The organism is Stenotrophomonas sp. FBCC-B152 (assembly GCF_059134105.1).
In genome coordinates, this window is the sequence record NZ_CP101442.1 from 3,303,150 (window position 1) to 3,317,542 (window position 14,393).

Here is a 14,393-nt window from a genome sequence, read left to right on the forward strand (position 1 = left end):
GGGGCGCGGTGCCGCCGGGTACGGCTTACTCCGGCGCAAAGAACTCGTTGCCGTGCATGTCCACCAGTTCCAGCGCACGACCGCCACCGCGGGCCACGCAGGTGAGCGGGTCGTCGGCCACCTGCACGTGCAGGCCGGTTTCCTCGGAGATCAGGCGGTCCAGGTCGCGCAGCAGGGCGCCGCCACCGGTGAGCACGATGCCGCGCTCGGCGACGTCGGCGCACAGTTCCGGGGGGGTCTGCTCCAGGGCCAGCTTGACCGCGCTGACGATGCCCGACAGCGGCTCATGCAGGGCTTCGAGCACTTCGTTGGAGTTGATCTTGATCATCTTCGGCACGCCCTCGGCGAGGTTCCTGCCGGAGATTTCCATCTCGATGACCTCGGCCTGCGGGTAGGCGCAGCCCAGCTCGACCTTGATCCGCTCGGCGGTGGCTTCACCGATCAGCATGCCGTGGTTGCGGCGCACGTAGTTGGTGATCGACTCGTCGAAGCGGTCGCCGCCGATGCGCACCGAGGCCGAATAGACGATGCCGTTCAGCGAGATCACGGCCACTTCGGTGGTGCCGCCGCCGATGTCGATGACCATCGAGCCACGGGCTTCGGTGACCGGCATGCCGGCGCCGATCGCGGCGGCCATCGGCTCTTCGATCAGGAACACGTCGCGGGCACCGGCTTCTTCGGCCGATTCCTTGATGGCGCGGCGCTCGACCTGGGTCGAACCGGCCGGCACGCAGACCAGCACGCGCGGGCTCGGGCGCAGGAAGCGCGACTTGTGCACCTTCTTGATGAAGTGCTTGAGCATCGCCTCGGTGTAGGTGAAGTCGGCGATGACGCCATCCTTCATCGGGCGGATGGTGGTGATGTGGCCCGGGGTACGGCCCAGCATCTGCTTGGCTTCGGCGCCGACGGCGGCCACCGAGCGGGTGCCACCGATGGCACGGTCCTGGCGTACGGCCACGACCGACGGTTCGTTCAGCACGATCCCCTGCCCGCGCACGTAGATGAGGGTATTGGCCGTGCCCAGGTCGATGGACAGGTCATTGGAGAACATGCCACGCAGTTTCTTGAACATCTGGGAGTTGATCCTGAGGGGTGTCGCGCCCAACGCGGGATGGCGAAAAATTGGGCAGAATTCGAGGTCGACAAGCCTAGCAATCCCCCTGTGCGCGAGCAAGGAGAAATGTCCGTCAAAGCCAGCCTTGGCGGCCATTCAGCCCAATCCGGACAGCCGGGGTTCTGGCCCTGCGGCGCCGCACCCGTTAACCTTTGCGCCATTGGGCGCCTCAGGGCGCCGTTTCGTTGCCCGCCTGCCGGGCCTCAGACCCCTTCCGCATAGGCCTTAATCGATGTCCGCTTTGATCTGTGGTTCTCTTGCCTTCGACACCATCATGGTGTTCCCGGACCAGTTCAAGAATCACATCCTGCCGGACAAGGTGCACATCCTGAACGTGTCGTTCCTGGTGCCGCGCATGCGCCGCGAGTTCGGCGGCTGCGCCGGCAACATCGCCTACAACCTGCACCTGCTGGGCGGCGAGCCGATCCCGATGGGCACGGTGGGCTCGGACTTCGGCCCGTACCGCGAGTATTTCCAGGGCCTGGGCATCGACCTGAGCCGGATCAAGGTGATCGACGAGCTGTTCACCCCGCAGGCGTTCATCACCACCGACCACGACAACAACCAGATCACCGCCTTCCACCCGGGCGCGATGATGCGGTCCTACGAGAACCATGTGAAGGACGTGCCGGGGGTGACCCTGGGCCTGGTCGGCCCGGACGGCCGCGAGGGCATGATCCAGAACTCGCAGGAGTTCTTCGAGGCCGGCGTGCCGTTCATCTTCGACCCGGGCCAGGCCATGCCGCTGTTCAACGGCCCGGAGCTGCGTACCTTCATCGAACAGGCCGACTACGTGGTGGTCAACGACTACGAGTCCAACCTGCTGCAGGAGCGCACCGGCTGGGACGAAAAGGAGATCGTGAGCCGGGTCAAGGCCTACATCACCACCCGCGGCCCCAAGGGCGCGGTCATCCACACCCCGGAAAAGACCTACGACATCCCGCCGGCGCACGAGCGCCGCGTGGTCGACCCGACCGGCTGTGGCGACGCCTTCCGCGCCGGCCTGATCTACGGCATCGAGAAGGGCTACGACTGGCTGACCATCGGCCGCATGGGCAACCTGATGGGCGCGCTGAAGGTGGAGCACCCGGGTACGCAGAACCAGCGCTTCACCTTCGACGAATTCAACGAGCAATTCAAACAGCAGTTCGGTTACGCACTTTCGGCGTAACCGAAGCTGCTGTTTCAATTGCTCGCCCACCATTCGCGATGCGAATGGTGGGCCCCGACGCATGTCTCCTATCCCCGCGCCTGTCGGCGCGCCCCCTTAACAGAAGGGGGCTGTTCCTCCAGAGGGATTGCGCCCGTTAGTTCCACCAGTTGGGCATGCGGCTGGCGTCTACGCCGCCGGTTTCGAATACTGCGGTGCGGGTGCCGCCGGCCTTGACCGGGAATTCGATGGTGATGGTCTTGGCCTTGCGGGCCAGTTTCCAGAGCGCCTTCTGGTCGGTGATGAACATGGCGATGGCCTCGTCGGTCTTCGGGCGCCAGGCCGCCATGGAGATCGGCTTGCCGTCGTCCACCGTCACCTTCACCGTGCACTGCGGGCAGCGGAAATCACCGGCCTGCAGCACCAGGTAGGCGTGGCGCTTCCACTCGGGGTGGTCGCGGAAGATCAGCTGCACCGGCTTGGGGCCGCTGCCGTCCACGTCCACCCGCTCCTTGCTGTAGATCGAGGCCGAGACCTGGTTGCCCTTGCTGCCCACCGGCACCTGGTTGTACTGCCATAGGCCCTGCATGCGGCGCAGTTCTCGCGCGGTTTCGGCCTTGGCCTTGACCTCGGCGTAGCCGGGCTCGATCCGCGCGGCCACGTCGGTGTCCTTGTACTGGTCCAGCAGCGAACCGCCATGGATGCGTGCACGCTCCCAATCCTGCGCGGCCACGGCCATGTCGTACTGCTTGGCCACGCCTTCGGCCTTTTCTTCCTGCTGCGCCTTGGCGGCAGCGGTCGCGGCTTCCTGCGCCTTGCGCTCTTCTTCCGGGTTGCTGCAGGCAGCCAGGGCGAGCGCACAGGTGGCGGCAAGGATCAGTCGTTTCATTACGGGCTCCAGGTGTCAGCGAGGACGCCAGCGGGCGTCACCTGCCTACTTTAACAATGAAAAACGGCGGGGTTTCCCCCGCCGTTCCTGATCAACGCAGTGCTGGCGATTACTTGCCGGCGCTTGCCTTGTCCAGCATGTCCTGCACCGATGCGGTGGTGATCGGGTGGTAGCTGGGCTTGGCCTTTTCGAAGGCCGCCTTGGCGAACGCCAGGCCTTCCGGGGTCTTCACCAGTTCGGCGTAGATCGGCAGGATCAGCTTGCGGCGGCCAACGCGTTCGATGAAGGCGCCGGCGGCCTCATTGGCCTCCAGGTAACCACTGCGGATCGCCAGCGGGTACCAGCGCATCGCGATTTCGCCATTGGCGGTGCCGGTGAACGTGTACGCCTGGTCCAGCGCGGCCAGCTTGTCCACGGGCAGGGTCTTGCCCATGCCGTCGATGAAGTGCACCCACTCCTGGGTGCCCCACTCGCTGGTGATCTGCGCGCTCGGCAGCTTGCCGCTGCCCTGCCACGCAATGCGTGCGGTATCGACGATGGAGAAGTTGCGCGAACGTGCCTTGGTGGCGAACGCCGGAATGCCCGGCTCGTCCAGCCATGCCTTCAGTTCGGCGTCGGTGACCGCGCCGGGCTTCTTGGACAGCAGGTTCTTCTTCAGGTACTCGACGAACTGGTCGGTGTTGGCGCTCTGGAACGCATGGTCATCGAACCAGCCACGCAGGAACGGATCGAACACCTCGCGGCCGAAGCGCTGTTCCAGGAACTGCAGGAACCACGAGCCCTTGACGTAGGCCACGTTGCTCAGCGCCTCGTCCGGGTCGCGCTCGGTCAGCGGCGGCAGGGCCAGGGCCTGGTCGGCCGGGCTCATGTCCTTGACCTCGGCCAGCAGGTCGTTCTGGTCGATCTCGCGCTCCATCTCGGCCATTTCCTGGCCATACAGCGCTTCGGTGATGCGGCCCTGCACGTAGGTGGTGAAGCCTTCGTTGAGCCAGATGTCCTTCCAGCTGGAGTTGGTCACCAGGTTCCCCGACCAGCTGTGCGCAAGCTCATGGGCCACCAGCGAGACCAGCGACTTGTCGCCCACGATCACGGTCGGGGTGGCGAAGGTCAGGCGCGGGTTTTCCATGCCGCCGAACGGGAACGACGGCGGCAGCACCAGCATGTCGTAGCGGCCCCAGCGGTATTCGCCATAGAGCTTCTCGGCCGCACCGATCATCTTCTCGGTGTCTTCGAACTCCTTGGCGGCCTTGCCGACCATGGTCGGTTCGGCCCAGACGCCGGAACGGCCGGAAATCGGCTCGAACACCAGGTCGCCGGCGGCGATGGCCAGCAGGTAGGACGGGATCGGCTGCGGCATCTTGAAGGTGTAATCACCGTCACGCGCGGCCTTGGGGTCGTTGTCGGCGCTCATCAGCACCATCACGTCCGGGCGCGAGGCCACGTGCGCGCTGTAGGTGAAGCGCACGCTCGGCGTGTCCTGCAGCGGCACCCACGAACGCGCGTGGATGGCCTGGGACTGGCTGAACATGAAGGGCAGCTGCTTGCCTTCGGTCATCGACGGCTCCAGCCACTGCAGGCCCGAGGCGGTCGGCGCGGTGTGGTAGGTCACCAGCACCTTGCCCGGCTGTTCCGGGGCTTCGATGGTCAGCTTGCTGCCGAACACCTTGTCGGCCGGCGCCAGCACGAACTGCAGCGGCGCGGTGGTGCCGTCGGCGGCGACGGCTTCCACCTTCTCGATGGTCAGTTCGCGGGTGTCCAGCACCAGCTGCTTGGCCGCCTTGTCCTTCCACTCCAGGGTGTAGGTGGCGGTGCCGCCGATCTGCTTGCTGTCGAAATCCAGCTTCAGGTCCAGGCCCAGGTCCTTGATGACGACCTTGTCCGGTTCGGCGTAGGAACTTTCATCGTGGCTGCGGTTGACGGCTTTCACGGCAGTGTCGGCGCTCGGCTGGGCGGCGGGGGCCGCGGTCGGGGCGGCGGGCTCTTTGGAGCAGCCGGCGGCAAGCGCGACGGCCAGGGGAATCAGCAGGAACGGGGATCGCATGAATCGGGACCGATCAGGGTGAAACCGCCAGTTTACCCCTCTCCACGGCCCGTTCCCCATTCAGTCTGTTTCACACAGCAGGCGGGCACCGCCCGCCGCCTTGGCCCGGTACATGGCGGAATCGGCGCGCCGGTACAGTTCGCGCAGGTCCTCCCCCGGCCGGTAGCCTGCGCCACCCGCGCTGGCGCTCAGCGGCGGGTCGGCCGCGTCGCCCGGCACGGCCAGCCGCTCCAGCCACTCGCGCAGCCGCCGGCAGGCGACCTCGTGGCTGTCGTGCACCGCCAGCAGGAACTCATCCCCGCCCCAGCGCCCGATCCAGTCGCCGGGCTGCAGCCACTGCCGCGCCGACACCACCAGCCGCACCAGCACCTGGTCGCCGGCCAGGTGGCCGTGCGCGTCGTTGATGGGCTTGAGGTTGTCCAGGTCGACCACGAAGAGGGTCAGCGGCTGCCGCCGCGCCTGCGCCTGGCGGGCCGAATCGGCCAGTGCCTGTTCGCAGCCACGCCGGTTCAGCGCCTGGGTGAGCGGGTCCATCAACACGCTGCGGCGCAGGTCGCGCAGGCCGGCATCCACCCCGTGCAGGCTGCGGTTGATCCCGCGCAGCAGGCGCCCGATTTCATCGTGGCCCAGGTCCGGCAGGTGCGGCAGACGCTGTTCGTCGTAATACGCCTCCAGCGCCTCGGCGGCCTGGCGCAGCGGCGCCATCAGCCGGTACAGCGCCATCATCGCCATGCCGGTACCGACCAGGGTGGCGCCCAGCACCACGCCCACCACGGCCCACATGGTCTCCTGCTGGTAGCGGCCACTGAAGGCCATCCACAGCAGCAGCACCAGCAGCGGCACATGCACGCCGATGAACACGACCGTCATCAGCTTGGCGCTGAACGAACGGGGAAACACGCGGGCCAGGCCGCGGTAGAGACGCATGGCAGGCCCTCTCTGACAGCCTGCCTTCAGTGTGGCCGAGCTCCCTCAGCGGGAACCGGACCGGTGTCTCAAACCTTGTAGCCGGAGTGGATCGAGACGATGCCGCCGGTCAGGTTCTTGTAATGGCAGCGCGCGAAACCGGCCTCGCCCATCATGGTCTTGAGCTGCTCCTGCGGCGGGTGCTTGCGGATGCTCTCGGCCAGGTACTGGTAGCTGTCGCCGTCACGGGCGAACAGCTGGCCCAGCTTGGGCAGGATCTTGAACGAGTGGAAATCGTAGATCGGCTTGAACCAGTCGGCGGTGACTTCGGAGAACTCCAGCACCCGCGCCTGGCCGCCCACCTTGAGCACGCGGTACATCTCGCGCAGGGCGGCGTCCTTGTCGGTCACGTTGCGCAGGCCGAAGGCGATGGTGACCAGGTCGAAGCTGGCATCCGGGAACGGCAGCGCCTCGGCGTTGCACTGGACGAAATCCAGGCCGGCCACCAGGCCGCGGTTGGTCAAGCGGTCGCGGCCCACGGTGAGCATGCCGGCATTGATGTCGCCGACCACCACCTGGCCATCGTCGCCCACGCGCTCCTTGAGCAGCGCGGCGATGTCGCCGGTACCGCCGGCCAGGTCGAGCACGCTGTCACCCGGCTTCACCTGCGCGGTGGCTACGTAGTAGCGCTTCCACGCCCGGTGGATGCCCAGGCTCATCAGGTCGTTCATCAGGTCGTAGTTGCGCGCGACCGAGGTGAACACTTCGCCCACCAGCTTCTGCTTGTCCTTGGCGGCGACATCGCGGAAGCCGAAATGGGTGGTGCCAGTCTTGTAGGGGGATTCGCTCATGGCCCCGATTATCGCACCGCTGGCCGGCCGGCGGCACCTTATGATGGCCCCTTCAGTTGAACGGACCGCCCATGATCACCACCCCCGACTACGCCGCCCTGCTTGAAACCGCCATCGCCGAAGCCCGCCAGGGCCTGGCCGAGGGCGGCATCCCCATTGGCGCGGCGCTGTACCACAACGACGGCCGCCTGCTCGGCTGCGGCCACAACCGCCGGGTCCAGGAAGGCGACCCGTCCGTGCACGGTGAGACCGATGCGTTCCGCAAGGCCGGCCGCCAGCGCCGCTACCAGGACACCATCATGGTCACCACCCTGGCCCCCTGCTGGTACTGCAGCGGGCTGGTGCGCCAGTTCAACATCGGCACGGTGGTGGTGGGTGAATCGGTCACCTTCCAGGGCGGCATCGACTGGCTGCGCGAAAACGGCGTGCAGGTGATCGACATGCAGAGCCAGGAATGCATCGACCTGCTGGGCGGATTCATCTCGGCCCATCCCGAGGTCTGGAACGAAGACATCGGCGAGTAATAAGCGCCGGTTCCTGCGCAGCCACGCAGCAGGACAGGCTAAATGCGCCGCACCGTCCGCGGGCGGCGCAGCGCAGTCATGAATGCTTCAGTTCAGTCGGGCCGCGCGCACGCCCACTGCACATCGCCATGACGCGGCATGCACCGGGTTTTACGCACTATCAGGTTGCCTTTCCATTCCTTCCTTTCGAATCGAAGCAACCATGTCCTCCGTCCCGCTTTCCATCCCCGCCGTGATCAATGTCGAGGCCGAGGTCAACCACTGGCGCCAGAAGCATGAGGACGGCGATCTGCCATCAGCGTCGTTCGGGCACTACATCCCTTGGATCAAGTTCGCCTGCGATTCGCTGATCACCCACCCCAAGGCAACCGACGAAGAGCGCGAGCAGGCCTTCCAGACCCACTATGCGGGCCAGATCATGGCGAAGCTGAGTCCGGACGAAGCACGGAAGTTCGTCGAACAGGTGTGGGAACACGTCTACCTGATGAGCCAGCATGACGAGAATGCACGTCCCCGCCTGAGCGCCCGCGCCTGAGCGACGGCTGCACGGCGCCTACACGGGGCGCCTGCCATTGATGGGTCCCGTTCCCGTGTTCCGCTTCCCATGAAACTTCGCAGCGTGTTCAACCTCGTCGCCAAGAAGGCGTCCTATGCGGCGGGTACGCCGTGCACCTTCCTCGGTGCGGTCAGCATCGTGCTGATCTGGGCCCTGAGCGGGCCCGTATTCAAGTTCAACGACACCTGGCAGCTGGTGATCAACACCGGCACCACCATCATCACCTTCCTGATGGTGTTCCTGATCCAGCACAGCCAGAACGCCGACACCGCCGCGATCCAGATCAAGCTCGACGAGCTGATCCGGGTGACGGCGGAGGCCAACAACGAGCTGCTGGACCTGGAAGAGCTGGACGAGGAGCGGCTGGAGGAGATCCGCCGCACTTACGAGCAGATGGCGCGCGATGCGACAAAAGCCTTGGACAAAGTACGGTCGGAAAAGCCGAACGGCTGACGCCGCGCGTATCGTTCCGGCACCGCGTGGACACGCATGGCGTGTCCCTACGTAGCGACACGCCATGCGTGTCCCACGTATCCCATCACCGCGCGGCAACGTCCCCGCGTTCATACCACCCACCACCCAGCACCTTGTACAGGGCCACCTGGTTGGACAACCGGTTCAACTGCGTGGTCACCAGCGACTGCCGTGCGGTGTACGCCGTGCGCCGCGCATCCAGCAGGGTCAGGAAGCTGTCCAGCCCCGCGTCATAACGCGCCTGCGACAGCGTCCGCGCCTGCTCGGCCGCGGCCACCAGCGCCTGCTGCGAAGACAGCTGCGCATCCAGGCTGTCGTTGAGCGCTAGTGCATCGGCGGCCTCGCGGAAGCCGGACTGGATCGCCTTCTCATACTGCGCCAGCGCGATATCGCGGTTGGCATTGGCCACGCCCAGCCCGGCGCGCAGCTTGCCACCCTGGAAGATCGGCAGGTTCAGCGTGGGCATGAAGCTCCACGCGCGGGTGCCCGAGTCGAACAACCCCGACAGTTCCGACGAGGTGGACCCGACGCTGCCGGTGAGGCTGATCGACGGGAAGAACGCCGCGCGCGCCGCACCGATGTTGGCGTTGGCCGCCAGCAGGGTGTGCTCGGCCGCCATCACGTCCGGGCGGCGCAGCAGCACCTCACCCGGCACACCCGCCGGCAGCGCACGCACGGCGGCCACGTCGGTGGCTTCGCTGTCGGGCAGCAAGGCCTCGTCGATCGGGCCACCGGCCAGCAGCGCCAGCGCGTTGCGGTCCTGTGCGACCTGGCCCTGGTAGCGGGCCACGTCGGTGCGCGCGGTTTCCACCAGCGTACGGGTCTGGCTCAGCTCCAGCGCCGAGGCGCCACCAAGCTGGTGCCGCGCCTCGCTCAGGCGCAGCGAATCCTCGTAGGTGGCCAGGGTGGCCTGGGCGATCTTCAGCTGCTCGCTGTCGGCGCCCAGGGTCAGCCACGCATTGGCTACTTCGGCCACCAGCGACAGCTGCGCGTTGCGGCGGTTGGCCGCCTCGGCGAAGTACTGCTGCAGCGCCGCCTGGCTGAGGTTGCGCACGCGGCCGAACAGGTCCAGCTCGAACTCGACCACGCCCAGGTTGGCGCTGAACTGTTCGGTGACCGGCACATCGCCGCCGCTGCGGGTCATCTGCCCCTGCACGCCGACGGCGGGAACCCGGTCTGCGCGCTGGATGCGGTACTGCGCACGCGCCTTGTCCACGTTGAGGATGGCCACGCGCAGGTCGCGGTTGTTGTCCAGCGACTGGGCGATGAGCGACTGCAGGCGCTCGTCGACGAAGTAGTCGCGCCAGCCGATGTCGGCCACCTCCACTGCCGCAGCGGTGGAGGTGGTGGCCGGCCACTGCGCCGGGATCGCCGGGGCGACCTCGGTGCTGCGCGGCTCGAGCATGGCGCAGCCGGAGAGGGCGGCGGCCATGGCCAGGGCAAGCAGAGCCTTATTCATGGGTATCACCTTCGTTGGCGTTCGTCCCGGCCAACGGTCGGGACCCACCGTTTTTGGCGCCGCGGTTGAACAGCTTCTGCACGACAACAAAGAACAACGGGATGAAGAACAGGCCCAGCACGGTGCCGACGATCATGCCGCCCAGCACGCCGGTGCCGATCGCACGCTGCGCACCCGAACCGGCGCCTGAGGCGATGGCCAGCGGCAGCACGCCCAGGCCGAATGCCAACGAGGTCATGATGATCGGCCGCAGGCGGTCGCGTACCGCGTGCATGGTGGCTTCCAGCACGCCCACGCCCTTCTCCATGTTTTCCTTGGCGAACTCCACGATCAGGATCGCGTTCTTGCTGGTCAGGCCCACCGTGGTCAGCATCGCCACCTGGAAGTAGATGTCCCGCTCCATGCCACGCATGGTGTTGGCCAGCACCGCACCGAGGATGCCCAGCGGCGCCACCAGCAGTACCGAGGTCGGCACGCTCCAGCTTTCATACAGTGCGGCCAGGCACAGGAACACGATCAGCAGCGACAGCGTGTACAGCAGCGGCGTCTGCGAACCCGCCTGGCGTTCCTGGTAGGACAGCGCGGTCCATTCGATCTCGAAGCCCGGCGGCAGGTCCTTGGCGATGCGTTCGATTTCGGCCATGGCGTCACCCGAGGCCACGCCCGGTGCGGGCTCGCCCTGGATCTCCATCGCCGACACGCCGTTGTAGCGCTCCAGGCGCGGCGAACCGTAGTCCCAGCGCTTGGAGGCGAAGGCACTGAACGGCACCATCTCACCGGCGTTGTTCTTCACCGACCACAGGTTGAAATCGTCCGGGTTCATGCGGAACTGCGCATCGGACTGCACGTAGACGCGCTTGACCCGGCCCCGGTCGATGAAGTCATCGATGTAGCTGCTGCCCCACGCGGCCGCCAGGGTGCTGTTGATCGAGCTGGTCGACAGGCCCAGCGCATTGGCCTTTTCCACGTCCACGTCGATGCGCAGCTGCGGGGTGTCTTCCTGGCCGTTCGGGCGCACGTTGGCCAGCAGCTTGCTCTGCCCGGCGCCGCCGAGCAGCTGGTTGCGCGCGTTGAGCAGGGCCTCGTGGCCCTGGCCGCTGTTGTCCTTCAGGAAGAAGGTGTAGCCCGAGCCGATGCCCAGCTCCGGCATGGCCGGCGGCGGGAAGGCGAAGATGAAGGCATCCTTGATCTGGCCCAGTGCGGCCATCGCGCGCCCGGTGATCGGGCCCACGCCCTGGTCGGCATCGCGCTCCTTCCAGTCCTTGAGCTTGATGAAGGACATGCCCGCGTTCTGGCCCATGCCGGCGAAGCTGAATCCCTGCACCGAGAACACCGATTCGACCGCTTCGGTTTCGTTCTTCAGGAAGTGGTCTTCCAGCTTGTACATCGCCTCCAACGTGCGCTCCTGGGTAGCGCCGACCGGGGTCTGCACCAGCGCCATCAGGATGCCCTGGTCTTCATTGGGCAGGAACGAGCTGGGCAGGCGCGCGAACAGCACGCCCATGGCCACGGCCAGCGCCACGAAGATGGCCATGAAGCGCCACGGGCGGGCCAGGATGCCCTTGACCCCGCGCTGGTAGGTTTCGCTGGAACGGTCGAAGCCGCGGTTGAAGCCGCCGAAGAAGCGGCCGGCCAGGCCCTTGTGGGCCACGTGGTGCTCGCCCTTCTTCAGCGGCTTGAGCATGGTGGCGCACAGCGCCGGGGTGAGCACGATGGCGACCAGTACCGACAACGCCATCGCGGACACGATCGTGGCCGAGAACTGCCGGTAGATGACGCCGGTGGAGCCGCTCATGAAGGCCATCGGCACGAACACCGCCGACAGCACCAGGCCGATGCCGACCAGCGCGCCGGTGATCTGGCTCATCGACTTGCGGGTGGCCTCCAGCGGCGACAACCCTTCTTCGGACATGATGCGTTCGACGTTCTCCACCACCACGATGGCATCGTCCACCAGCAGGCCGATCGCCAGCACCATGGCGAACATGGTGAGCATGTTGATCGAGAAGCCCAGCGCGGCCAGGATGCCGAACGTGCCCAGCAGCACCACCGGTACGGCGATGGTGGGGATCAGGGTGGCGCGGAAGTTCTGCAGGAACAGGTACATCACCACGAACACCAGCACGATGGCTTCGATCAGGGTCTTGATGACGCCCTTGATCGAGACCTGCACGAACGGCGTGGTGTCATACGGCACCACCGATTCCAGCCCGGCCGGGAAGTTTTCCTTCAGGTCGTCCAGCGCGGCACGCACGCCGTTGGCGGTATCCAGCGCGTTGGCGCCGGTGGCCAGGGTGATGGCGATACCGGTGGAGGGCTTGCCGTTGTAGCGGGTCACGAAGTCGTAGGTTTCCGCACCGAGTTCGACCCGGGCGACATCGCCCAGGCGCAGCTCGCTGCCATCGGTGCCGCCGCGGACCAGGATGTTGCGGAACTGTTCCGGGGTCTGCAGGCGGTCCTGGGCGTTGATGGTGGCGTTGAGCTGCTGGCCCTTCACCGACGGCGCGCCGCCGAGCTGGCCGATGGCCACCTGGGCGTTCTGTGCGGTGATCGCCGCAGTTACTTCTTCCACCGACAGCTTGTAGGTGTGCAGCTTGTTGGGGTCCAGCCAGATGCGCATGGCGTACTTGCCACCGAACACCTGGATGTTGCCCACGCCCGGCACGCGGCTGAGCGGATCGACGACATTGGAGCCGACGTAGTCGGAAATGTCGTTGGCATCCATGCTCGAGTCATTCGAGACGAAGCCGATCACCTGCAGGAAGCCGCTGCTGGACTTGGCGACGTTGATGCCCTGGCGCTGCACTTCCTGCGGCAGCAGCGGCATGGCCAGCTGCAGCTTGTTCTGCACCTGGACCTGGGCGATGTCCGGGTCAGTGCCGCTTTCGAAGGTCAGGGTGATGGTGGCCTGGCCGTTGGCCGAGCTGTTGGAGGAGAAGTAGATCAGGCCATCGATGCCCTTCATGTTCTGCTCGATGATCTGGGTCACCGAGTCCTCGACCACCTTGGCCGATGCACCCGGGTAGGTGGCGCTGATCTCGACGGCGGGCGGTGCCACTTCCGGGTACATCGACACCGGCAGCTTGAGCACCGCCAGCGCACCGGCGAGCATGATGATGATCGCAATCACCCACGCGAAGATGGGGCGATCAATGAAATAACGAGCCATGGAATTCTCCGCTTACTGCTTGGCGGCCGCGGCCGCCGGCGCTGCCGGCTTGGCCGGCGCGGCGCCCATCTCGGTGGCCTGCACGGGCATGCCCGGCTGGATCTTCTGCAGGCCTTCAACGATGACCTTGTCGCCGGGCTTGAGGCCGTCTTCGACCAGCCACTTGCTGCCCAGCGCGCGGCTGACCTTGACCGGACGTACTTCGACCTTGTTGTCCTTGCCGACCACCATGGCGCTGGTGTCGCCCTTGGCGTCGCGGGCGATGCCCTGCATGGGCACCAGCAGCGCGTTGTCACGCACGCCACTGCCCACGACCGCACGCACGTACATGCCGGGCATCAGCACCTGGTCGGGATTGGCGACCTTGACCCGCAGCGCGTAGCTGCCGGTGGTGGGGTCGACGCTGACTTCGGAGAATTCCAGGGTGCCCTTGTGGTCGAACTCGGTACCGTCGTCGAGCAGCACGGTCACCGGCAGGCTCTGGTTGTCCTGCAGGCGGCCGCTGGCCAGTTCGCGGCGCAGCTGCAGCAGTTCGCTGGCCGACTGGGTCAGGTCGACGTAGATCGGGTCGAGCTGCTGCACGGTGGCCAGTGCGTCGGCCTGGCCGGCGCTGACCAGCGCGCCCTGGGTGACGCTGGACTTGCCGATGCGGCCGCTGATCGGTGCGGTGATGCGGGCAAAGCCCAAGGTGACGTTGGCGGCGTCCAAGGCGGCCTTGGCGGCGCCGACATCGGCTTCGGCCTGCTTCTGCGCGGCGACGGCGTTTTCCAGGTCCTGCTGGCTGACCGCATCGACCTTGGCCAGCTCGGTGATGCGCTTGGCGCTGAGGCGGGCGGCGTTGGCGGTGGCTTCGGCGCGGGCCAGCTGGGCGCGGGCGCTGTTGGCCTCGGCGCGGTAGCTGGCGTCATCCACCTGGTACAGCGGCTGGCCGGCGTTGACCAGGCCGCCTTCGGTGAACAGCCGCTTGGCGACGATGCCACTGACCTGCGGGCGCACTTCGGCGACCAGGAAAGCATTGGTACGGCCGGGCAGCTCGCGGGTGAGGCCAACCTGTTCGGCCTTCAGGGTGGCCACGGTGACCTGCCCCGGCCCGCCCTGCGGACCCTCCTCACCTCCCCCGCCACAGGCGGACACGGTCAGGGCGATCGCGAGGGACAGCGCGAGAAGACGGTACGGGGTACGGGACATGGGGAGGCTCGCAGCAGGAACGGGAAAGGGGGCGGCCGGGCCCGCGCGGGTACGCGCACGCCTCACCGGATA

The 14,393-nt window shown here is 66.6% G+C and carries 12 protein-coding genes; 4 read left to right on the forward strand and 8 right to left on the reverse strand.

Translation table 11 applies throughout. The annotated features are described in order from the left end of the window. Positions 1–25 precede the first annotated feature (25 nt). On the reverse strand, positions 26–1,072 hold the full coding sequence (locus NMB40_RS15150) for a rod shape-determining protein (protein WP_038686189.1): 1,047 nt from the start codon (positions 1,070–1,072) through the stop codon (positions 26–28). Between the two features lie 274 nt (positions 1,073–1,346). On the opposite strand from NMB40_RS15150, the gene NMB40_RS15155 reads away from it, so the two are divergent. Next, positions 1,347–2,285: a carbohydrate kinase family protein gene (locus NMB40_RS15155; RefSeq protein WP_399640672.1), complete on the forward strand. Its 939-nt coding sequence runs from the start codon at positions 1,347–1,349 to the stop codon at positions 2,283–2,285. A 136-nt stretch (positions 2,286–2,421) separates the two neighbouring features. Here the strand turns inward: NMB40_RS15155 and NMB40_RS15160 are convergent, their stop codons facing one another. The 4 genes from NMB40_RS15160 to ubiE form a co-directional block, all read right to left on the reverse strand. Then, positions 2,422–3,153, reverse strand: coding sequence for a hypothetical protein (locus tag NMB40_RS15160; RefSeq protein WP_392918387.1), 732 nt, complete (start codon positions 3,151–3,153; stop codon positions 2,422–2,424). A gap of 109 nt (positions 3,154–3,262) precedes the next feature. Then, positions 3,263–5,194 (reverse strand): M1 family metallopeptidase, encoded by a 1,932-nt coding sequence (locus tag NMB40_RS15165; RefSeq protein WP_494358950.1) that lies wholly within the window; start codon positions 5,192–5,194, stop codon positions 3,263–3,265. Positions 5,195–5,254: 60 nt separating this feature from the next. After that, a complete protein-coding gene (locus tag NMB40_RS15170) occupies positions 5,255–6,121 on the reverse strand; it encodes a GGDEF domain-containing protein (protein ID WP_494358951.1) in 867 nt (288 codons plus the stop codon). A gap of 68 nt (positions 6,122–6,189) precedes the next feature. Next, positions 6,190–6,951, reverse strand: coding sequence for a bifunctional demethylmenaquinone methyltransferase/2-methoxy-6-polyprenyl-1,4-benzoquinol methylase UbiE (gene ubiE, locus NMB40_RS15175; protein WP_068854053.1), 762 nt, complete (start codon positions 6,949–6,951; stop codon positions 6,190–6,192). Positions 6,952–7,022: 71 nt separating this feature from the next. Between ubiE and NMB40_RS15180 the strand changes: the two genes are divergently transcribed. The 3 genes from NMB40_RS15180 to NMB40_RS15190 all read left to right on the forward strand — a co-directional run bounded on the left by NMB40_RS15180 (position 7,023) and on the right by NMB40_RS15190 (position 8,484). Continuing rightward, on the forward strand, positions 7,023–7,475 hold the full coding sequence (locus NMB40_RS15180) for a nucleoside deaminase (RefSeq protein WP_068854054.1): 453 nt from the start codon (positions 7,023–7,025) through the stop codon (positions 7,473–7,475). Between the two features lie 202 nt (positions 7,476–7,677). Further along, positions 7,678–8,010, forward strand: coding sequence for a hypothetical protein (locus NMB40_RS15185; RefSeq protein ID WP_494358952.1), 333 nt, complete (start codon positions 7,678–7,680; stop codon positions 8,008–8,010). A gap of 69 nt (positions 8,011–8,079) precedes the next feature. Next, positions 8,080–8,484: a low affinity iron permease family protein gene (locus tag NMB40_RS15190; RefSeq protein WP_494358953.1), complete on the forward strand. Its 405-nt coding sequence runs from the start codon at positions 8,080–8,082 to the stop codon at positions 8,482–8,484. An 85-nt stretch (positions 8,485–8,569) separates the two neighbouring features. On the opposite strand, the gene NMB40_RS15195 is transcribed toward NMB40_RS15190, so the two are convergent. Genes NMB40_RS15195 through smeD form a run of 3 tightly spaced genes read right to left on the reverse strand, consistent with a single transcriptional unit; the run spans position 8,570 to position 14,321 of the window. Beyond that, a complete protein-coding gene (locus NMB40_RS15195) occupies positions 8,570–9,964 on the reverse strand; it encodes an efflux transporter outer membrane subunit (protein WP_494358954.1) in 1,395 nt (464 codons plus the stop codon). Next, positions 9,957–13,133 (reverse strand): multidrug efflux RND transporter permease subunit SmeE, encoded by a 3,177-nt coding sequence (smeE, locus tag NMB40_RS15200; RefSeq protein WP_494358955.1) that lies wholly within the window; start codon positions 13,131–13,133, stop codon positions 9,957–9,959. Before smeE ends, NMB40_RS15195 begins: the two co-directional genes overlap by 8 nt. A 12-nt stretch (positions 13,134–13,145) precedes the next feature. Next, positions 13,146–14,321 carry a multidrug efflux RND transporter periplasmic adaptor subunit SmeD gene (gene smeD / locus NMB40_RS15205; RefSeq protein WP_494358956.1) on the reverse strand — a complete coding sequence of 392 codons (1,176 nt, stop codon included), beginning with the start codon at positions 14,319–14,321 and terminating at the stop codon, positions 13,146–13,148. Positions 14,322–14,393: the final 72 nt, after the last annotated feature.